The sequence below is a fragment of the Gimesia sp. genome (assembly GCF_048262075.1).
In the GTDB taxonomy this organism is placed as follows: Bacteria; Planctomycetota; Planctomycetia; order Planctomycetales; family Planctomycetaceae; genus Gimesia.
Map to the genome: position 1 here is coordinate 1 of NZ_JBLXFK010000026.1, position 18,320 is coordinate 18,320.

The window sequence follows — 18,320 nt, forward strand, 5'->3', positions numbered from 1 at the left end:
ATCGGTTCCCGTTGTGGTGTGATACTGGTGCGAAGCATGTCAGGCAGACAGGTGGTTCCGTCCTTATGGCTGGGTAGATTGGTTTCGTTGATCTGGTTTGAACGGCTGCTCTGACAGTTTCCTGTTGTCTGCGACAACCTCGGATTATATCCGAGGCTACCCGCTTTTTTTGTTCACATCAGCCGCGGTTCTGACATAGCTCGGTAAAAGAACCGGAGCTAAGGCTCTGCGGCTAATCTGGGACACACTTATTCATCTTCCAGCGGTTCGGGATTTTCATCTGCGGGGGGCGGATAAATAAAGGTGTCCGGAACGAAAAAATGTTTATGATTCATTGCCAAGACCAGGCTATGTTCCTGGCTCAGTCCATCTGTTTCGGGAGGTGGCTTCTAAGACACAGCGTATGGTGGATGTCAATTCCGCGGGCGGACATGTAAGTGCTAATGGCAGATTGATAGCCTGAGACCTGATTATGCGGTTTCACTGACAGCTTCCTGTTGTCTGCGACAACCTCGGATTGCATCCGGGGCTACCTCAATTCTGTTTTAGTGGTTCGGGGTTTTCATCTGCGGGGAGCGGGGCAATTCGTTGTGAAATGTGCAAGGGACGTTAGCACCAGCACTGTCCGGTCTAAATAGCTTGTCCGGCCGTGCCGAATGAGAATGAGAAGCCCGATTCTGGAAGTAACGTTTCAGCTGCGACCTCCTGCTCGCTGAGCTCGGCCCGAATTGCATTCGGGCTCACCCCCTGTTCCCTTTTGTTGTGAGACCTCTGATTCAGCACTACTGATTTATTTTCAGCTCGGTGTGTGCGCGGCGGATGGTTATGATGGGGCGTTTCACTTCGGAGGTCTCTGGACGCTTTTTACCAGGTGCCTGTGATGCGTGTTTTTTTCGCCGTGTGTCGGGAGGGTTTGATCGTGGGGTTCGGTTTATTTTTCTCTTTGTCGTTCACTTTGTTTCTGGCTACTGTCTGGGTTCGGGTGTGGGAGAACCTGGGTTTGACTGTGAATTTGACTGAGTTTGATTTTCGGGAAGGGCGTGAGGGGGTCAAGGGGGATCTGAAGAAAAGGAGGTGGCGATGTTTGTTGATATGGTCACGATATGAGGCCATGGTTTGGCGGTTTTGTGGTGAAGGGTTACGAAGTGTGGCGACCCGCAGGCATACATTGCGAACGGGTGCGGTTTCAGGCAGTGCAAATCTGGAAAAAAAGGACTCATTTGTAGTGAAGACCGGGAACAAATGCGTGGTGTTTCAGTGTCTGTAAAACTGAGCACGCGCGCGACTCAAAACAGCGCTTATCGCCAGCGGCGCGGCGGGGTCAAGTTCAGAATGGTCAGTATGACTTTGTGAATCCCCCGTTTGTGTGCGGAATTTACACTTTCCCTTGCAGGGGGCTTACCGTTAAGATGTGTAGTATATACTTGTATTGTTTAAGTCGAGACAAATGGTACATTTCGTACAAACGACAGGGGAAAAGGGGGTTCAGAGGGAGAAATCCTGAGAATGCCGTTTCTTCCGAGACTGTTATCGATTAAATTCAACTCCTTGTATCATCCCGTTTTATAGTGATCTTTGACTGGAATCCCGGTCGACCTGATTTGATTATCAGCCCAATTTTGAGGAACAACAGCGTGAAATCTATCTGGGCGTATCTGTTCGTCTTTTTATGTGTGGTGCTGTATTCGCTGGATCTACCTGCGCAGACGGAACCGAATGGTGATGGTGGTAATCAGGAACAGACCGCGCGGACTGCCACCGTTGCTGCTGCACAGGGGCAATATCCGCCGCTGCCGGTTCCTTTTTTTCGAGGGAATGACCCGCGGTATGTGAACATGCAGGGCTTTTATTTCAGCCTGTGGAAGTTCATACCGGTCGTGCTGCTGTTTCTGCTGTGGGCGAAAACTTCGTACTGGGTAGATGATGACAGCCGCAGTCTGAAGTGTAATACGGAATTCTGGAGTTCGCTGATTCTGGTTGTGGGTGCACTGGGTTTTCTGTTTGTGTTCTGTATGCCCAGTTTTGCATTTGGATTTTTAGTATTGATGCTGACCTATGGGGGGCCCCTGGGTTTTTATATCCATGAGCGCAATGGGAAAGTTCCTGCTTCGGGCCGGGTGATGACTCCCAACCATATTCGGAACATGACCCTGCGATATCTGTCAAAGATGGGAATTCGCGTCGGCGGCAAAAAGACGCAGCAGGCGGCGATGGGCCCTGATATCCGTTTCGTCGGCAGATCTGCTACCGGTCGCGGTGATGACCCGGCCAGTTCGCGGCGTGTGGAAAATTCACGTGGTTTTCTGGCTGCCAAGGAACTGGTTTACGATGCGATTATGCGACGTGCGACGGACGTGCATCTGGAGCCAAAAGAAGATGAGTTTGGCGTACGCCTGCGTATTGACGGGGTGATGTATCCCACCGAGGGTTTTGACCGGGGTATTGGCGAAGCGGTGCTGAATATCTGCAAAGTGCTGGGGGCGATGGACATTACCGAGAAACGGCGTCCGCAGGACGGGAGTTTCCGGGCGATCATGCCTGACCGTGAGATTGACTTTCGTCTGGCCAGCCAGGGAACGCGTCACGGCGAAAAGATGAGTTTACGTATTCTGGACCAGACAAATTCCATCGCATCGCTGTCCGAATTGGGAATCCGCAAGCAACTGGTCGACAAGCTGGGCGCGATCGTCAAGCAGCCTCATGGTCTGTTTTTATGCTGCGGTCCGACTGGTGCCGGTAAGTCAACGACCCTGTTTGCCGCTTTGCATGAGATTGATCCTTACCAGCGGAACATTATTACAATTGAAGATCCGGTCGAATATCGGATAGAGAACGTATCGCAGATTGAGATCAACCAGAAAGCCGGTCAGACGTTTGCGGAGTCGTTAAGAAGTATCCTGCGTCAGGACCCGGATGTGGTAATGATCGGGGAAATTCGCGATGCGGAAACCGCTCGGATTGCCTGTCAGGCAGCGAATACCGGTCATATGGTATTTTCGACGGTTCACGCGAATGATACGTTTACCGCCTTGTATCGATTGATTGACCTGGAAGTGGAGCCGTTCATGCTGGCGAGTTCGCTGTCGGCATTACTGGCGCAGCGTTTGGCGCGTCGGCTGTGTCCTGACTGTAAAGAAGAGTACCAGCCGAATCCCGAGTTTTTGAAGAAGGCCAATCTGCCTCCCGATAAAGTGAAGTCTTTTTACCGGCAGCCTAAAAATCCGGAAGGGGTCTGCCCGACCTGTGGTGGTCTGGGCTACAAGGGACGGATCAGTGTGGTCGAGCTGCTTGAGTTTAACGAGCGGATGCGAGATATGATCCGGGATATGGCGAACATTTCTCAGTTGAAAGCTCAGGCCCGGAAGAACGGCATGTTGTATATGAAAGAAGAAGGTTTAAGGCTGGTCGTTAAAGGGGTGACATCCATTGACGAATTACTGCGGGTCGTGAAGTGAAAAACGTTTATTGAGTTTTTCCTTGCATCGTCGCATTCATCAATATTTTCATTGAACTCACTGTTATTCATTCTGGACTTGAATCATGATCGACATCTTACTGCTGGCCATTCTGGGGATCGTGACCTGGTGTGTTGCCAGTGAAGGCGCCTGGGGAGCAGGTTTTATCTTTGTTTCCGTCCTGCTGTCAGGTCTGCTGGCGATGAACTTTTTTGAACCTCTGGCGACGTTCCTGACCAATAATATTGCGAGTTCCGGAGCCTGGCAGCTGCGCTGGGACTGTATTGCCTTGATCGGGTTATTTGTAGGCTTCATATTTCTGTTTCGCGAAATTACCGTTCGGATTGCGCCCGCGTACATGCAGGTGCATCCGCTGGTTCATGAAATCTCCCGCTGGGGTTTTGCCGTGATGACCGGTTACATTGCGATGGCGTTTCTGCTGACCGCATTGCACACCACACCACTGCCTCGCGAGTTTGCCGGGTTTACTCCTGAGCGGAAAAACTTTTTTGGCGTGATCGCGCCGGACCGGGAGTGGCTGGGTTTCACGCAGTATGTCTCTGAAAAATCCATGCGAAAAGGTGCGTTTGGTCATCTGTTTGACGGGCCGGAATACTCGTTTCCCCAGCAGGATAATCACGTCTGGCCTTCGTTTCCCATTCGCTATGCAACGCGAAGAGGAGAGGGTGGTGCAGTGGGAGCCGCAGCGAAACCGTTAACCGATGAGAAAGCAGAGCGTTCATTCTGAAGCAGAACTCCCGGAAATCCGGGTTTAACGGTGCGATCTAAAGCGCATCACATTTAAGTATCGCGTCTCTCAATTTAATATACTCGGGTCAAACAGCCCTGGAGACGCTACAGTAAAACTGGACACAGTCTAGCTCTGTTGATGTTGAAGCAATCGAACCAGTCGGGGGATGAAGCGTTCAAACGCACGGGCACGATGGCTGAGGTGCTGTTTGACAATTGGCGCCAGTTCTCCAAATGTTTTATGCAGCTCGATAATTTCGAAATAGGGATCGTAGCCGAACCCGTTCTGTCCGCGAGGGGCTGCAGTCATACGTCCCCGGCAACGGGCTTCGACCTGCAGTTGGATTTCTCCTGTGGGATCTGAGAGCGCGACGTGACAGACATAGGCGGCGGTTCGTTTTTCCAGGGGAACGCCACTCAGTTCCTGCAGCATCTTTTCGTTATTCTTTTCATCGGTTGCATCCTCACCGCTGAAGCGGGCGGAATAGATTCCCGGGGCACCATCCAGGGCATCAATCATGAGCCCGCTGTCTTCGCCAATCGTCCAGTGGGAAAGGGTGCGCGCGGTCTGGGATGCTTTTTTAGCAGCGTTCTCCCCGAAGGTACTGCCATCTTCGATGACTTCTTCTGCAGCCGGGAAATCAGCCACGCTCTGAACCTGAATGCCATGCGGGGCCAGCAGCTCTGAAATTTCACCCGCTTTTTTCTGATTACGACTGGCCAGAACGATGATGGGATAGTGAGACATGGAACCGTTTTCAAAAGAGACATCAATCCAGGAATGCGAACACGGGAAAGCACGGCGCAGAAAAAAAGCCTTCCCGAATTCTGGCACTTTATCATGCCTGATTAGTGGAGGGAAGGCTGCTGCGCTGATTGATCGACTGGATCCGGAAGCTTATTTTGCTTTGGGAACCTGCATCAGAGTTGGTTTGGGATCGAAGACCCAGGACGCCAATGGTGGTGCGCCCGCTGAATTGCCGGGAATGATGAAGTACTCGGAAGTCATGGCTTCGACACCTGTTTCCGGGTGTGGTCTCATTTTCGAGCCAAACAGTTTGGCATAGGCCTCAATGCGGGGATCGTCGGGACCTTTGAAAGAACCCACGGTGACAATGGAGCGATATTTTTCGTGCAGAACGTAGGCATCAATGTCTGTTGCATTACCGGCGGGGAAGCCATATTTTTTCGCTTCGCGTAAGGCCTTCGTTAAGAGCCACGCATTTTGTGCGGCTTTGTCCAGGCTGTTGCTGACTTCTTTTGATTCAGAAGCATTGGTGAATCGTGAAGTGGCTGTTTCTGTAACCGAATTTCCATAGAAGGAAGCGATGACCAGAGAGTAATTGCCTTTGTTATTCAGCAGTGAGTATTCCACGCCGGAGTTCAGCTTGGCGATCAGCGGATCCTGTTTTCGCTGGGCGACTTCCTGAGGTGAGAGCAGCGGGTTGATTGTGAGGAATGCCCCACTCAACGGTCCCGGTTGACCGGGAGTTTTTTTGTAGACGCCATTTTCGGTAATGACTTCCGGTTGAAAGTGCTTAATGTAATTGAGTGTTTTCTGTGCGACTTCGTCTTCGCTGTCAGAATAGTTACCGGCGATTACCGAAATCATGGCGCGCTGGGCGGCATAGCTGCGGCGTTCTTCGCGCCCCAGACGGTCAAGCGTATTGAACCGCTGGATGACCGATTCCTGGCTGAAGGTATAAGCTGGGATGCCGCGTTTACGAAGTTCGTAAACCAGTTCATCGGCTGCTTCCTGGGCACTTAAGCCTTTGGAACGCCTGCTTTCAGGAATGTCCCGCAGACTGGCGACCATGATCATCCACGGTCCATGCCGTTTGGTCAGCTTGTATTTCTTACCTTTGACAGCTTCGATCCGCGCCTCTGCGACAGGCAGAAAACTGGTCGCGCAGACCGTGATTGCGATGGTAATAATCAGACATTGTTTAAACAGTTGCATGGTCCGCATATCAGTATCCCTTCTGAACAGCGTCCGAACCGGATGGATGTAAATTGAATGATTGAGGCTTTGTTTCCGGCTTCATCCTGAAGGGAAACAGTTGTCTAAAGTTTAGACTGGGGTCGTGATAAAGTTGAGCTGCCTCAGACATGCGGCGGGAGTCTAGCAGTTCTGCAAAAACGAGTCCAGAGCTGATTTTTCCTGCTCGAATTCCGTAGCTGAGGGGGGTAAAAAGGAGCAGGATCGGAGTTGTCTGCTGGAAATGGTTTCCCATGTCTGGCGGCTTGTCTATAATCTAAGTAGCTGTGAAATAATAAGATAACGGATTTCTTCGTTCCGGGTGATGATGTATGCGTGTACTTGTAGTATCAGATATCCATTCCAACTGGGTGGCACTCTCCTCGATTCAGGAAGAGTTCGACTACTGTCTGTGCGTCGGGGATCTGGTCGACTACGGGACCGAACCACTGCCTTGTATTGAATGGATTAAAGAGCACGCCACTGCCTGTGTGCGCGGGAATCACGATCATGCTGTCGCTCAGAGGGTGGAAGCAAAAGGTTCCACCGGATTTCGCAGGCTGGCATGTGCGACACGGCCTTTGCATTGGGAGTTGCTGGATCGCGTCAGAATGAAATACCTGGCACGCTTGCCGATCTCACAGCAGATTACGATTGAAGGGGTCACCTTCTATCTGGTGCACGGCACACCCCGTGACCCACTGGATGAATATCTGGGGGATAATGAATCAGCGTGGACAGCTCGCCTGCAGGGCATCAATGCAAACTTCATCTGTGTGGGGCATACCCATATACCGTTTCACCTGGAGCTGGGTGACAAGCAGGTGATTAATCCCGGCAGTGTTGGACAGCCCCGGGACGGGGATCCACGGATTTCTTACGCGATCGTTGAGAATGGCACGGTGACATTGAAACGTCAGGAGTACGACATTCAGGCAGCCATTCGCCAGATGGAAACAGCGGGCCTGTCAGGAGAAACACTGGAGATGGCTTCCAGTGTGCTCCTTAACGGCCGTATGATTTCTTAGCGGTTGGCTTTTGTTGCTACGCTTGCGGTTCCGTCATGCTCATTGGATCCAATGCTTCCTTGAGCGTTTCTGCAGGCAGGATTTCCTGTTCGGTGCACAGTTCTCGAATCGTCTTGCCTGACTTGAACGCTTCTTTCGCTAATGCGGAAGCTTTTTCATAGCCGATGTGCGGATTCAGGCTGGTCACCATGGAAAGACTGTTTTCGACAGCTGCGTTACAGGCTTCCTCGTTGGCTTCCATGTTGTCGGAGCAGAGCCGCACGAACTCATTGCTGGAATTGGCCAGCAGGTGAATGCTTTCCAATGCGGTGAATCCCATGACGGGCATCATGATATTCAGCTGGAACTGACCACCGGCTGCCCCGGACATGGTAATGGTCTGGTCGTTGCCGATGACCCGGGTTGAGGCCTGCATCATGCTTTCGCACATGACCGGATTTACTTTACCAGGCATAATGGAACTGCCGGGCTGCAGGTCGGGAATTTTAACTTCATAAAATCCACAGCGGGGTCCTGAGCCGAGCCAGCGGATATTATTCGAAACATTAAACAGTGTTGTAGCGATGGTTTTTAAAATCGCGTGGCATTCTACCAGCCCATCCCGCTGTGCATTGGCTTCGAAGTGATCGGCTGCTTCGACGAATGCGATGCCGGTCAGCTTTGCGAGTTCTGCACTCACGCGGTGTCCAAATTCCGGATGCGTATTGATACCGGAACCAACGGCAGTGCCTCCCACGGGTAATTCATAAACAGCAGATGCTGCCTGATAGGCGCGTTCCACACTGAGTTCGAGTTGGCGGGCGAAACCACCAAACTCCTGCCCCAGTCTGAGGGGAGTGGCGTCTGCCAGGTGGGTGCGGCCGATCTTGATGATCTGATCCCAGTCTTTGGCTTTTTGCGCCAGGCTGGCGGCCAGTTTCTCCAGTCCTGGAATCAAATGATTGTGAATGCTGGAGGCGACAGCAACATGAATGGCGGTAGGGAAAGTATCGTTGGTGCTCTGTCCCATATTCACATGGTCGTTGGGGTGGACGGACTTTTCGGGGGCAAAGCGGTCCTGTCCCAGAATTTCGATCGCGCGATTGCTGATCACTTCATTCACGTTCATGTTACTCGAAGTTCCGGAGCCGGTCTGGTAGACGTCAATCGGAAACTGATCGTCCAATTTACCGGCGGCGACTTCGGTGGCAGCGTCGATCAGTGCTTTGATCTGCTCGTCATTCAGCGGATTCTTTCCAGTGCCGGAAAGCTTTCCGATGTCGCGGTTCGCATGGGCGGCGGCCAGCTTGACCTGCCCCATGGCGTGAATCAGACTGGGAGGCAGCGTATTGCCGGAGATCTGAAAATTCTCAACGGCCCGCTGTGTCTGTGCACCGTAGTACGCTTCTGCTGGAACCTGTACTTCACCCATCGAATCACGTTCGGTTCGAAACCCCGACATGGTCTGTTTCCTGTCTCGTTTAAAGTTGTCAATTGTGAAAGTAAAAAGAGCCGGCTCCCATTCAGTGGGAAAGCCGGCTTCAATTCTAGCAAGTTGTCCTGGTTTCTCAATCGCCGCCCGGTTCGGGGGGAGTAAATGCTTAAGGCAGAGGCTGGGAACTGCGGAGATAGCTGAATAGATCCCGAATTTCTTTCTCTGAAAGTCGATCGAGCAGACCTTCGGGCATCAGCGATTTCTTCTGCGGCAGCATTTCGTCAATATTGTCGCGTTCCACGGTAATACTTTGTCCGTCGGCACTGCGGATGACGATCACATTATTATCCTGGTCGGCAAGGAATCCGTTTACGGTTCGGCCATCTTCGGTGACAATCAGGTAGGTTTCAAAGCCTTCGCGGATTTCGTTGGAAGGGTTGATGATATTCACCAGCATACGGCCCACATCATCGCGTTTGAACGAGGTCAGGTCGGGTCCGATTTCTCCTCCGTCGCCGAACAGTTTATGGCATTTTCCACAATTCTTCTGGAACAGCTTTTCGCCCGCGTAGCGATCGGGCTCTTCCGTGGCTGCTGTCAGCATTTTCTGTTGCGCAGCGATCTGCTGCTGCATCTGTTCGGTCGTGGCGCCGGCGATGGAGCCGAAATGTTTTGTGATGAGAGCGGTAATGCCAGCATCACCGTAGACGGTCATTTTGCGGGCGGTCTCAACGGGCACGGTGTCTTTGTTGATTTTTCCCGCGTCGAGGGCCCGTAAAAATTCGATCGCCCAGGGTTTGCGGATGGAAACCAGGGTCTGGGCGGCACTGCGGAGATCGTCGGACATGTTCGGGTACTGCGCGGTCACCACTTTGCCGATTGATTCATCCGGGTATTGCTGCAGGGCGCTGATGGCGGCGATCTGCATTTGCAGGTCACTGGAATTCTGAATGATCTTCAATAGCAGGGGGACCGACTGGGGTACTTTGACTTCGCCGAGGATCTGGATCAGGTCGAGACGTTTCTGATTGTCCGCTTTTGAGTCGGCGACGATCTTCAACGCATTTTCCACGGCCTCCTGGTTACCCTGACGCAGACCCAGTGACAGCGATTGTCCGCCATACTTTGACATGGCCGTGATCAGCTCTTTGGGAAAGCTGGCCTGCGAGCGACCTTTCATGGCGGTTTCAAAACCCGACATCAGGATTTCTGCATGAGATTTTTCCGGGGCGAGTTCCAGCAGACGGGCACAGACCAGCAGATCATTTCTTGATCCGGTTGAAGCAAAGCGTCGCATCATACGCTCAAGAATGTACTTCTCCACCAGCGGATACTGCCAGACTTCCGGCTTTTCAAAATACGCGAGCAGCTCTCCCTTGTTTTCTGCGACCCGTTTTTCCAGAGACCACCAGAGGATCAAAGGCACGTGCACGTCATCCAGGTCTTCGGAACGGCTCAACAGATTAAAGGCGATGGGCAGGCCAGGTTCTGCCGGCAGTCGTTTCGAGGAACTTGCGAGCTGGCTGCGGACCTGCACGTGTGGTTCGGATAAGGCTAGTTCAGTGAGCTGCTGACCGATTTCAGGGGAGACGCGATGGTCATCACAGAGCAGGCGAATAGTCCAGGCTCTGACATATGGATCGGAATGCTGCAGTGATTTCTGCGCGACGCTTTCGTCAAAACCACCACTCAGGTTCAATGCCCAGAGTGCTTCCAATGCCGATTGGCCGTCGGAAGAAAACAGTTTTTGTTTGAGTGCCGGGATGACGCTGGCGTCTTTCCGATCTCCGAACAGACGGAGCGCCTGCTGGCGAAACCATTTGTTAGGATGATCGAGCACGGCGATCAGTTCCAGGGAAGACTTCTTGCCGAGGTCGAAAGGAGCCAGCGGTGTAGCGTCTTTGGCGGTGAGTCGATAGATGCGGCCATCCTCTTTTTCGACCTGGCCGGAATAATGCTGACCGTGGGCAATCTGATGTTCGTACATGTCACAGAAATAAATTGCACCATCAGGGCCCAGTTTAATATCGACGGGCCGGAAACGTTTGTCGGTGGTGGCGACGGGGCGTTGCAGGTCTTCTGTCTGATAGGAGGATCCGTCGGCGGTGATCTTGCTTTCCACCACGCGACCCTGTAGCGGCTCAATGCCAAACAGGTGTCCCCAGTATTTTTTCGGAAGTGTTTCGGCTTCGTAGATAATGAAGTTGTGAGTGAATCTTGGGACCTTCGCGTGTTTCATTGCCTGGAAATAACCGAAGGCATAGGGGTTGGAAAGCGGGCCGTGTTTGCCGAAGCCTTTCTGGTAGTAGCTGCCTTGTGTGTAATGGAAGCCACGGGTATTGCCGCCATTGTGTCCTGAGTAGAGTCGGCCTTTGTCATCGAATTCGACACCGAATGCGTTTCCACCTCCCTCGGAAAAAATCTCGTAGATCTGTTTCTCGGGGTGATAACGCCAGATCAGCTGGCCCAGTGTTTGAATAGCTTCCTTGTCTTTCTGTCCGGGCTTTTTCACCTTGCCGGAAACGGTACTTCCCTGCGATGAATAGAGCCAGCCATCCGGGCCCCAGCGAAGGCTGTTGACAACCGAGTGTGTGTCTTCCAGTCCAAAGCCTTCGAGGTGCACCACCGGATCGCCGTCGGGGATATCATCGTTATCTTTGTCTGGATAAAACAGGAGGTAAGGCGGGTTCAGAACCCAGACACCGCCACGACCTTTGACAAACGAGGAAGCTATATTCAACCCGTCAAGGAACGTTTTATGTTTATCGTATTTTCCATCGCCGTTGGTATCTTCGTGGATGGTGATTTTGTCGGCCCCCTTTTCATGGTGTGGTGGAGGCAAGGGGATTTTATCGTAAACCGCACGATGGTGTTTATCTTTGCTGAGGATTCTCAAGCCTTCGGGATACGGATATTGCAGGTAGTTAATGACCCACATGCGTCCGCGTTCATCAAAGTTCTGAAAGATAGGTTGCCTGACCTGGGGCTCGGAGAGCACTTGTTCGATTTTGAGATCATCGGGAACGGTGAACTGCTTGAGGGAATCAGACGGGCTGAAGAATTCACCCCCTGTATTATTCGGCGGTGGAACCGGGGGAGCAGCTTGAGTTGACGACCACACCGGCCAGAGGACAGGAGTGACAGCCAGAAACAAGTACAGGCGATGGTTCATTATGCTGAATCCTTCTTGATGGATATTGCAGTCGGTCTCAATCAGACGGAGGAGGGAAGAATTTTCGATCCCGCAGGAAGTTCTCCGGGGATTTATTAATCTCGTTCAGAATCTGATACCCAGTCTGAAGGGAGTGTATGTCAAAATCAAGTAACCAACACACATAGCAGTCGGGTTTCTTTGCCGGTTCAGCTAAATATCTTGTTACATCTGGCCGTTTTAAGGTATCTGAAGTGGTAATGGGCTCCTCTGTTTTCTTACGATAAAAGGTTGCCGATTCCTTAAAGGCAATCTGGAGTTTTTGTAAATCGTTCCCTTTCAGGACCAGATACTTATGTTAAATCGAATGATGCTGATAGCCGTCGTGTTGAGTTTATTGTTCTCTGTTCCAGTGGGAAGAGCACAGGAAAAGGAGACGCATCCCCTGCCTGAGACAGTGGCTGAAAACGCAAAGTTGCAGGAAGAGTATGCAGCAAAAGCATTTTTTGAAGGGCCGACCTGGGACCCGTTGGGCAAACAGTTGTACTTCACATCATTTGTGGATAAGGACACAAAGATTTTGCGGCTGGAAGAAACCGGGAAAGCGAGTATCTGGCTGGACAATACTAAAGGGATCAATGGAACCTGGCTTTCGCTGGATGGTCGAATGCTGGGGGCCCAGGCCTATGGCCAGCATGTAATGAGTTATGCCTTTGGCGAATCGGGGCCTGTGGATACGATGGTGATTGCCGCAGATCCAAAATGGAACCAGCCCAACGATGTCTGTCAGACACCCAAAGGGAATATATATTTTACCGACCCTGATTTCAAGAACCATAAAACCAGTGCCGTGTATGTGAAAACTACAGATGGTAAGGTGAAAAAGATTATCACCAGTATGCCGGTTCCGAACGGGGTGATCGCGTCGAACGATGGGAAAACCCTGTATGTAGGTGACAGTCACGAAAAGTTGTGGCGCAGTTTTCCCATCCTGGCAGATGGGACTGTGGGGGAAGGTCGGTTGTTTTTTGATCCCGAAACATCCCGCAAGGATTCTCCCGACGGTATGAGCATTGATGCGGAGGGCAACCTGTATCTTTCAGGTCGGGGAGGTGTCTGGGTTGCGAGTCCCAAAGGGAAATCACTGGGCCTGATTCCCATTCCGGAGTTCTGTTCGAATGTGACTTTCGGGGGAGTGGATGGCAAAACGCTGTACTTCACCTGTGCAAATAAAGTTTACAGTCTGCAGATGAAGGTGAAAGGCGGGCAGTTTCGCTGATCTTCTGAAGGAAATAGCGAAAAAACAGGCGCTGCCCGGAATTGACAGCGCCTGTTTTAAATTTGTGATTGGAAGTGAGCTTACAGAATCGCGGCCCCTTTAACGTCGATCCCTTTGAGCACCATTTTCAGTTCTTCCACATTCGGTGAGATTTCGAATGCGTCGGCACGGCTGATGAATTCACGATCGATGAAACCTTTCAGGCTGTCATTGAACTGCTGCATGCCTTCGTCTTTTCCGATACGGATGGCAGCGGCCAGTTTTTCATCCTGCTCTTCCAGTACGAGTTTGCGGACGGTCGGGTTGAAGGTCATGATTTCAACAATCGGGACGCGCCCCGGTTTGTCGACAATGGTTTTGAGCAGTTTTTGGGCGACGATGGCACGCATGTTGAATGCCAGACTGCCTCGCAGTGCTTTATGCATATCCTGCGGGAACAGGTCGAGAATACGACCGATGCAACTGGGAGCATTAGATGCGTGAATCGTTCCAAATACAAGGTGCCCTGTTTCCGCAGCGTGGATCGCAGTCGAGAAGGTTTCCATGTCACGCATTTCCCCCACCAGCATAATGTCAGGGTCCTGACGCACGGCGTGTTTCATCGCAATTTCGAAGTCTTTTACATCGATGCCGACCTCGCGCTGATTGATGAGGCATTTATTCTGTGTGTAAACGAATTCGATCGGGTCTTCAATTGTCAGGATGTGCTTGCGGTAGTTATCATTCACCCAGTTCAGCATGGAAGCAATGGTTGTTGACTTACCACTACCGGTCACACCAGCCAGCAGTACCATGCCCTGGTCGAACTTACATAAGGACTCCATCACGGGAGGCAAATACAAACCATCAAAGTTGGGAATCGAACGTTCGATTTTACGAGAGACCATGCCGGGAAAACCGAGCTGAATAAACAGGTTCACACGGAAACGCCAGGGTTCGCCATCATATTCGACCACATAAGAAAAGTCAGCTCCCCCTTCGTCGTGGAAGATTTTCTGATTGCGTTCATCCATCATTGGCTCGAACAATGCCATCATCTGATCCCGGTCGATGGGGTCCATCTGCAATTCCCGCAGGGTTCCTTTGACACGCAGGATCGGCGCTTTTCCGACCTGCATATGCAAGTCGGAACCGCCATGCTTGATCAACTGGCGGAAGACTTTGTCGACTTCATTTTCAACACGCCCTGTGATGGGATTGACGTCTTTGGGTTTTGCAGGAACTGTTGTCGCCATAACCAAACTCCACTTATTTCTAATACTGTATTCTGCTGCAAGAGCGTGCAGCGGAATTGACAGGAAATGCTGATCGGAAATGAGGTCTCTGATCAGAGACCTCGTCTACTCCACGGATGCAACTGGGGCTGCTATTACTATTTTGAGAACTCTGCAAGAACATGCAAGCTTCAATTCCCGCGTTACCGGTAAATTTGTTGCTCTCCCCTGTTAACGGGTAGACCTTTTCTGATTACCAGTTACACCCGATTCAGGGAGACTTCGCTTTTGAATCGAATCGGAATTCCCCGTTCCGCCAGATAGTGTTTTGTTTCATCAACAGGATGGGTTCCGTAGTGAAATATGCTGGCTGCGAGCGCGGCGCTGGCTTTGCCTTCGGTCAGAATCTGATATAAGTGTTCAGGGCAGCCGGCTCCTCCGCTGGCCACTACGGGGATGGTGACGGCTTCCGCAACGGCACGTGTCATTGGCAAATCGTAGCCGTCCTTGGTTCCGTCAGCGTCCATGGAAGTCAGTACGATTTCTCCCGCTCCCAGGTCTTCCACCTTCTGAGCCCATTCGATGGCTTCCAGGCCCGTGGGAACCCGCCCGCCGTTCACGTGGACTTCCCAGAATTCCTTACCGTCTTTCTGAACCCGTTTGGGGTCAATGTTGACGACGATACACTGACTGCCAAATCGCAGCGCCGCTTCGCGGATCAAATCCGGATCCTTGACGGCGGAAGAGTTGATGGAAACTTTGTCACAGCCTGCGTTCAACAAAGCACGGATATCCTCAAGTGTGCGAATTCCGCCACCTACGGTAAGCGGCATGAAGATGACTTCCGAGGTACGGCGGACGATATCCAGAATGATCTCGCGTTCTTCATGGCTGGCGGTAATATCCAGAAAGACGAGTTCATCGGCTCCCTGTTCTTCATATCGTGCAGCAACTTCCACCGGGTCTCCTGCATCCTGAAGATTGACAAAGTTAACCCCTTTGACCACCCGGCCTGCATGCACATCGAGGCAGGGTATGATTCGTTTCGCCAGCATTAATAACAGCCTTGAGTTTGAAATTGAAAGAGAGTGTGAAGCGTCAGAAGGGTCTGAAACAATAATTGACCTCTGAACTGTATCAAGATTAATCGACAGAGCCCGAATTTAACAGTCTGCCAATACGGAATCCTGGTATGCTAGTCAGGCTGATGTGTACAGGTCGGAATGCAGGATGAGCGAACTCATACGGGGATCCTGCGTCGTTTAGGAATGTGACAGGTCAGGTCTAAAAAAAATTCGCAGTACCATTTCTGTTACTGCGAATGAAATCGAATGGGTGAGTTTCAATCAATGTTCCAGGTGAAAACCAGACATTTTATCACCCTCTAGAGAGTCCCTGGATACCGTTTATTTTGACTTCAGATCAAAGTTAACGGTATTGTCTCCTGATGTGACATCAGCCTTTAACTCGGTTTTCGAATTGTATTTTGCAGGAATGGGGTCTGCATTCCCCTTTTTAGGCTTGGGAAGCGGCCTTCTCTGGGTGACATCCCCATCCGACTCAACGGGCGGAGTTTCGATGTCAGTCGTATCTGACATATCAACATTTGCTAAGTCTGCGTCCCCGCCTGCGGTTTCTTCCACCGGATCTCCCGTGGTAACTTTCACTTTGTGACTACCAACGATGGCTCCTTTGGAATCGCCCAGATAGGAGAGTTCATATTTACCACTTGAATCAGTTCGCCCTGTAGAAGGGTTCCCTTTTTCTGGCACAAAGACCACGATGGCATCAGGCAGTGGTGCTCCATCCATGGTGATCACGCCAGAAACCGTTCCGAGATCCACCGAATCTCCGCCAGAGCATCCCAGACAATAAACTGATAATGTCACCAGCAGGAATTTCGATGTCATACTTTTAATGCGATTCATGTTTCTCCTCATAGGACCTGATAACATAAGATTGATATTCTGGTGGCTTTGAATAAATCAAAGAATCCGGTTTCACCATGGGTAGTGAAACCGGAAACAAGAGTTTTCTGCAGTGCTGCTTTAATACTCGCCTAAGACATTTTTGTCATTGATGGCAGCGAGATAAACCAGGGTGTCGCCGTTCACGTTTTCGCTGATAAATTTGACTCTACCATCTCCGAAAACAAAATGGCAACCACCCGTGTGAGAGCTGCCTAGCGACCATTCATACTTGGTCCCCGTATTGTTATTGATCCCGTTGATCAGATAGATCGTGGAAGGATCCGGGGTTGCTGTTGCACCCTGCCAGGTTCGAACCAGCGCAGTGTGATAAGGCCAGTTTGCATAATTACCAGCTGAGCCATTTGAATTCGATGCACCAATCCAGAGACCGCCTGCAGGAACTCCTTCAGTGGTTCTTTCACCAACCATAATCACATTACTGACACCATCGGTAAAGTCACGCATTCGGGTCGGTGTATGATTGTTAAAAGGACCGGCATAGCATGACCCTGCGGTAGCGCCGGGTTTAATGTTACAAGGCGAATAAATCGCGGGATAATTCGACTTACCCCAGGATCCAATGTTGGTGTTGAGTCCTTCCATGGGGTCAGAGGGGCAGTTGAAGGCGGGGAGGACAGTTTTTACGAGATCAAGTTGTGGAGGAGTCCCCGTATAATTGGCACGCCAGGGAGCGTTCATATTAATCTGATTGTAAAGTGTGGACTGATCCATGAAGGGAAGCAGCATGACACTCCAGGCGAGGTAACTATCCGTATCGGGATCGTAAGTTGTATTTCGAATGTTTTCGACATGCATCTGCGGAAATGTACGATGCGTTTCATGGTAGTTGTGTAACGCCAGGCCAATCTGCTTGAGGTTGTTTTTGCAGGTACTCCTGCGAGCTGCCTCACGTGCCTGTTGCACAGCGGGCAATAAGAGTGCGATCAGAATCGCGATGATGGCAATCACCACCAGAAGTTCAATCAGGGTGAATCCCCGTTTTGCTGTGAGTCGTTTCATCATCACCTCCAACGTCGAAAGAATTTAAGAGAAAGGAATAAATGATTCTCTCGAACTCTCGTTTCAGTTTTCAATTTGATATTGAAAGCAGAGGTAGTTGCATCAAGGTGTAAAGCAATTTAGAAAAAATTCCGGTCCGAAAGGACAGAGCTTGGTGATGCTGAGTACCCAATTTGATAACAAGAGCGCGAAAAGATACTTAACCAGGTAATAACTGCCAAGAATTGCAGTTAGATGAACACAATAAGCGTACAGGCGAAAGCCTTAAAAAGAGTGGTAGTGAATTATTAACGAATTGTAAAAAACTAAAAACTAAAATGTCAAACAAATTATTTGAAGGATTCTTTTTTATTGCTAATTAGTTTCGTTAAGAAAACGGGAGAAGAGTCTGCATTTGGAATCCGAGGGCACGGCACAGGTCATGTTTGTTGAGCGAAGATCGCGGAATCAGAAGAGAATATTCTGAGGAGAGGATCACATAAATGCTTTATATTAAAGGAGTTTTACAGGTGAAAACACAAGTCCGTATATAAACTCATAATAAATGGATGCAGTCGGCGGTGTGAGAAGTGAAACCATTTCAGTGATTTAGAAAGGGGAGGAGGTGGTGCGGAAAAATTTGACGTGACATCGAATTATTAGAGAGAAGTGTCCCTGGAATTAATAATTCGATCCCTGTTTGAAGAATATGCACACCTGGGAGGTCGGCATTCCGCATTTCAGTGAAATTGATTTCGATTGCGACATACATAACCAGACAAACCTCGCGCTACGATTTTCATTTCAAATCTGCAGGTTCTCTACCTGGTGGAGTGTCATTTTTTAATTTTAGGTTGATAGCTATCACGAGAGTGCGACAGCGGGGCACGTCAACGACACTCCCAACCCTCAATTTCCAGCTTGACAAAGCACTAGTCTGTACCGTGATCGAGTACAAGACCACTGGAGGTCCCCTGAAATGAAAATCATTTCACGAATTGCTGTGAACGAGGTTCTTACTGTATTAAAGCCGACGGTTTACACGATTTCAGGTAATTCACTACGCTTATTGAGACGTCAGG

General features: G+C 50.6%; 12 protein-coding genes. 4 read left to right on the top strand and 8 right to left on the bottom strand.

Going from position 1 to position 18,320, the window contains the following annotated elements; genetic code table 11:
- The first annotated feature begins 1,634 nt into the window (after positions 1-1,634).
- A complete protein-coding gene (locus ACN0YH_RS27020) occupies positions 1,635-3,455 on the top strand; it encodes a GspE/PulE family protein (protein WP_417382720.1) in 1,821 nt (606 codons plus the stop codon).
- 85 nt (positions 3,456-3,540) lie between these two features.
- On the top strand, positions 3,541-4,203 hold the full coding sequence (locus ACN0YH_RS27025) for a CvpA family protein (protein ID WP_417382721.1): 663 nt from the start codon (positions 3,541-3,543) through the stop codon (positions 4,201-4,203).
- 129 nt (positions 4,204-4,332) lie between these two features.
- Here the strand turns inward: ACN0YH_RS27025 and rdgB are convergent, their stop codons facing one another.
- Complete coding sequence (gene rdgB, locus ACN0YH_RS27030) at positions 4,333-4,953, bottom strand: RdgB/HAM1 family non-canonical purine NTP pyrophosphatase (protein ID WP_417382722.1); 621 nt, start codon at positions 4,951-4,953, stop codon at positions 4,333-4,335.
- Positions 4,954-5,103: 150 nt separating this feature from the next.
- Positions 5,104-6,174 carry a hypothetical protein gene (locus ACN0YH_RS27035; RefSeq protein ID WP_417382723.1) on the bottom strand — a complete coding sequence of 357 codons (1,071 nt, stop codon included), beginning with the start codon at positions 6,172-6,174 and terminating at the stop codon, positions 5,104-5,106.
- A 341-nt stretch (positions 6,175-6,515) separates the two neighbouring features.
- Here ACN0YH_RS27035 and ACN0YH_RS27040 point away from each other — a divergent pair, with 341 nt between their 5' ends.
- Entirely contained in the window at positions 6,516-7,211 is a 696-nt protein-coding gene (locus tag ACN0YH_RS27040) for a metallophosphoesterase family protein (RefSeq protein WP_417382724.1), read from the top strand.
- Between the two features lie 16 nt (positions 7,212-7,227).
- Here ACN0YH_RS27040 and ACN0YH_RS27045 read toward each other — a convergent pair whose 3' ends face one another.
- Positions 7,228-8,652, bottom strand: coding sequence for a class II fumarate hydratase (locus ACN0YH_RS27045; RefSeq protein ID WP_417382725.1), 1,425 nt, complete (start codon positions 8,650-8,652; stop codon positions 7,228-7,230).
- Between the two features lie 139 nt (positions 8,653-8,791).
- Positions 8,792-11,797: a PVC-type heme-binding CxxCH protein gene (locus ACN0YH_RS27050; RefSeq protein ID WP_417382726.1), complete on the bottom strand. Its 3,006-nt coding sequence runs from the start codon at positions 11,795-11,797 to the stop codon at positions 8,792-8,794.
- Between the two features lie 334 nt (positions 11,798-12,131).
- On the opposite strand from ACN0YH_RS27050, the gene ACN0YH_RS27055 reads away from it, so the two are divergent.
- On the top strand, positions 12,132-13,055 hold the full coding sequence (locus ACN0YH_RS27055; RefSeq protein ID WP_417382727.1) for an SMP-30/gluconolactonase/LRE family protein: 924 nt from the start codon (positions 12,132-12,134) through the stop codon (positions 13,053-13,055).
- 80 nt (positions 13,056-13,135) lie between these two features.
- Here the strand turns inward: ACN0YH_RS27055 and ACN0YH_RS27060 are convergent, their stop codons facing one another.
- From ACN0YH_RS27060 to ACN0YH_RS27075, 4 genes are all read right to left on the bottom strand, one after another.
- The gene (locus ACN0YH_RS27060; protein ID WP_417382728.1) at positions 13,136-14,290 is read right to left on the bottom strand and encodes a type IV pilus twitching motility protein PilT; all 1,155 of its coding nucleotides are present in this window, start codon (positions 14,288-14,290) and stop codon (positions 13,136-13,138) included.
- 239 nt (positions 14,291-14,529) lie between these two features.
- On the bottom strand, positions 14,530-15,324 hold the full coding sequence (hisF, locus tag ACN0YH_RS27065) for an imidazole glycerol phosphate synthase subunit HisF (RefSeq protein ID WP_417382729.1): 795 nt from the start codon (positions 15,322-15,324) through the stop codon (positions 14,530-14,532).
- A 351-nt stretch (positions 15,325-15,675) separates the two neighbouring features.
- Positions 15,676-16,197 (bottom strand): carboxypeptidase-like regulatory domain-containing protein, encoded by a 522-nt coding sequence (locus ACN0YH_RS27070; RefSeq protein WP_417382730.1) that lies wholly within the window; start codon positions 16,195-16,197, stop codon positions 15,676-15,678.
- Between the two features lie 120 nt (positions 16,198-16,317).
- Positions 16,318-17,259 (bottom strand): DUF1559 domain-containing protein, encoded by a 942-nt coding sequence (locus ACN0YH_RS27075; RefSeq protein ID WP_417382752.1) that lies wholly within the window; start codon positions 17,257-17,259, stop codon positions 16,318-16,320.
- Between the last annotated feature and the right edge of the window lie 1,061 nt (positions 17,260-18,320).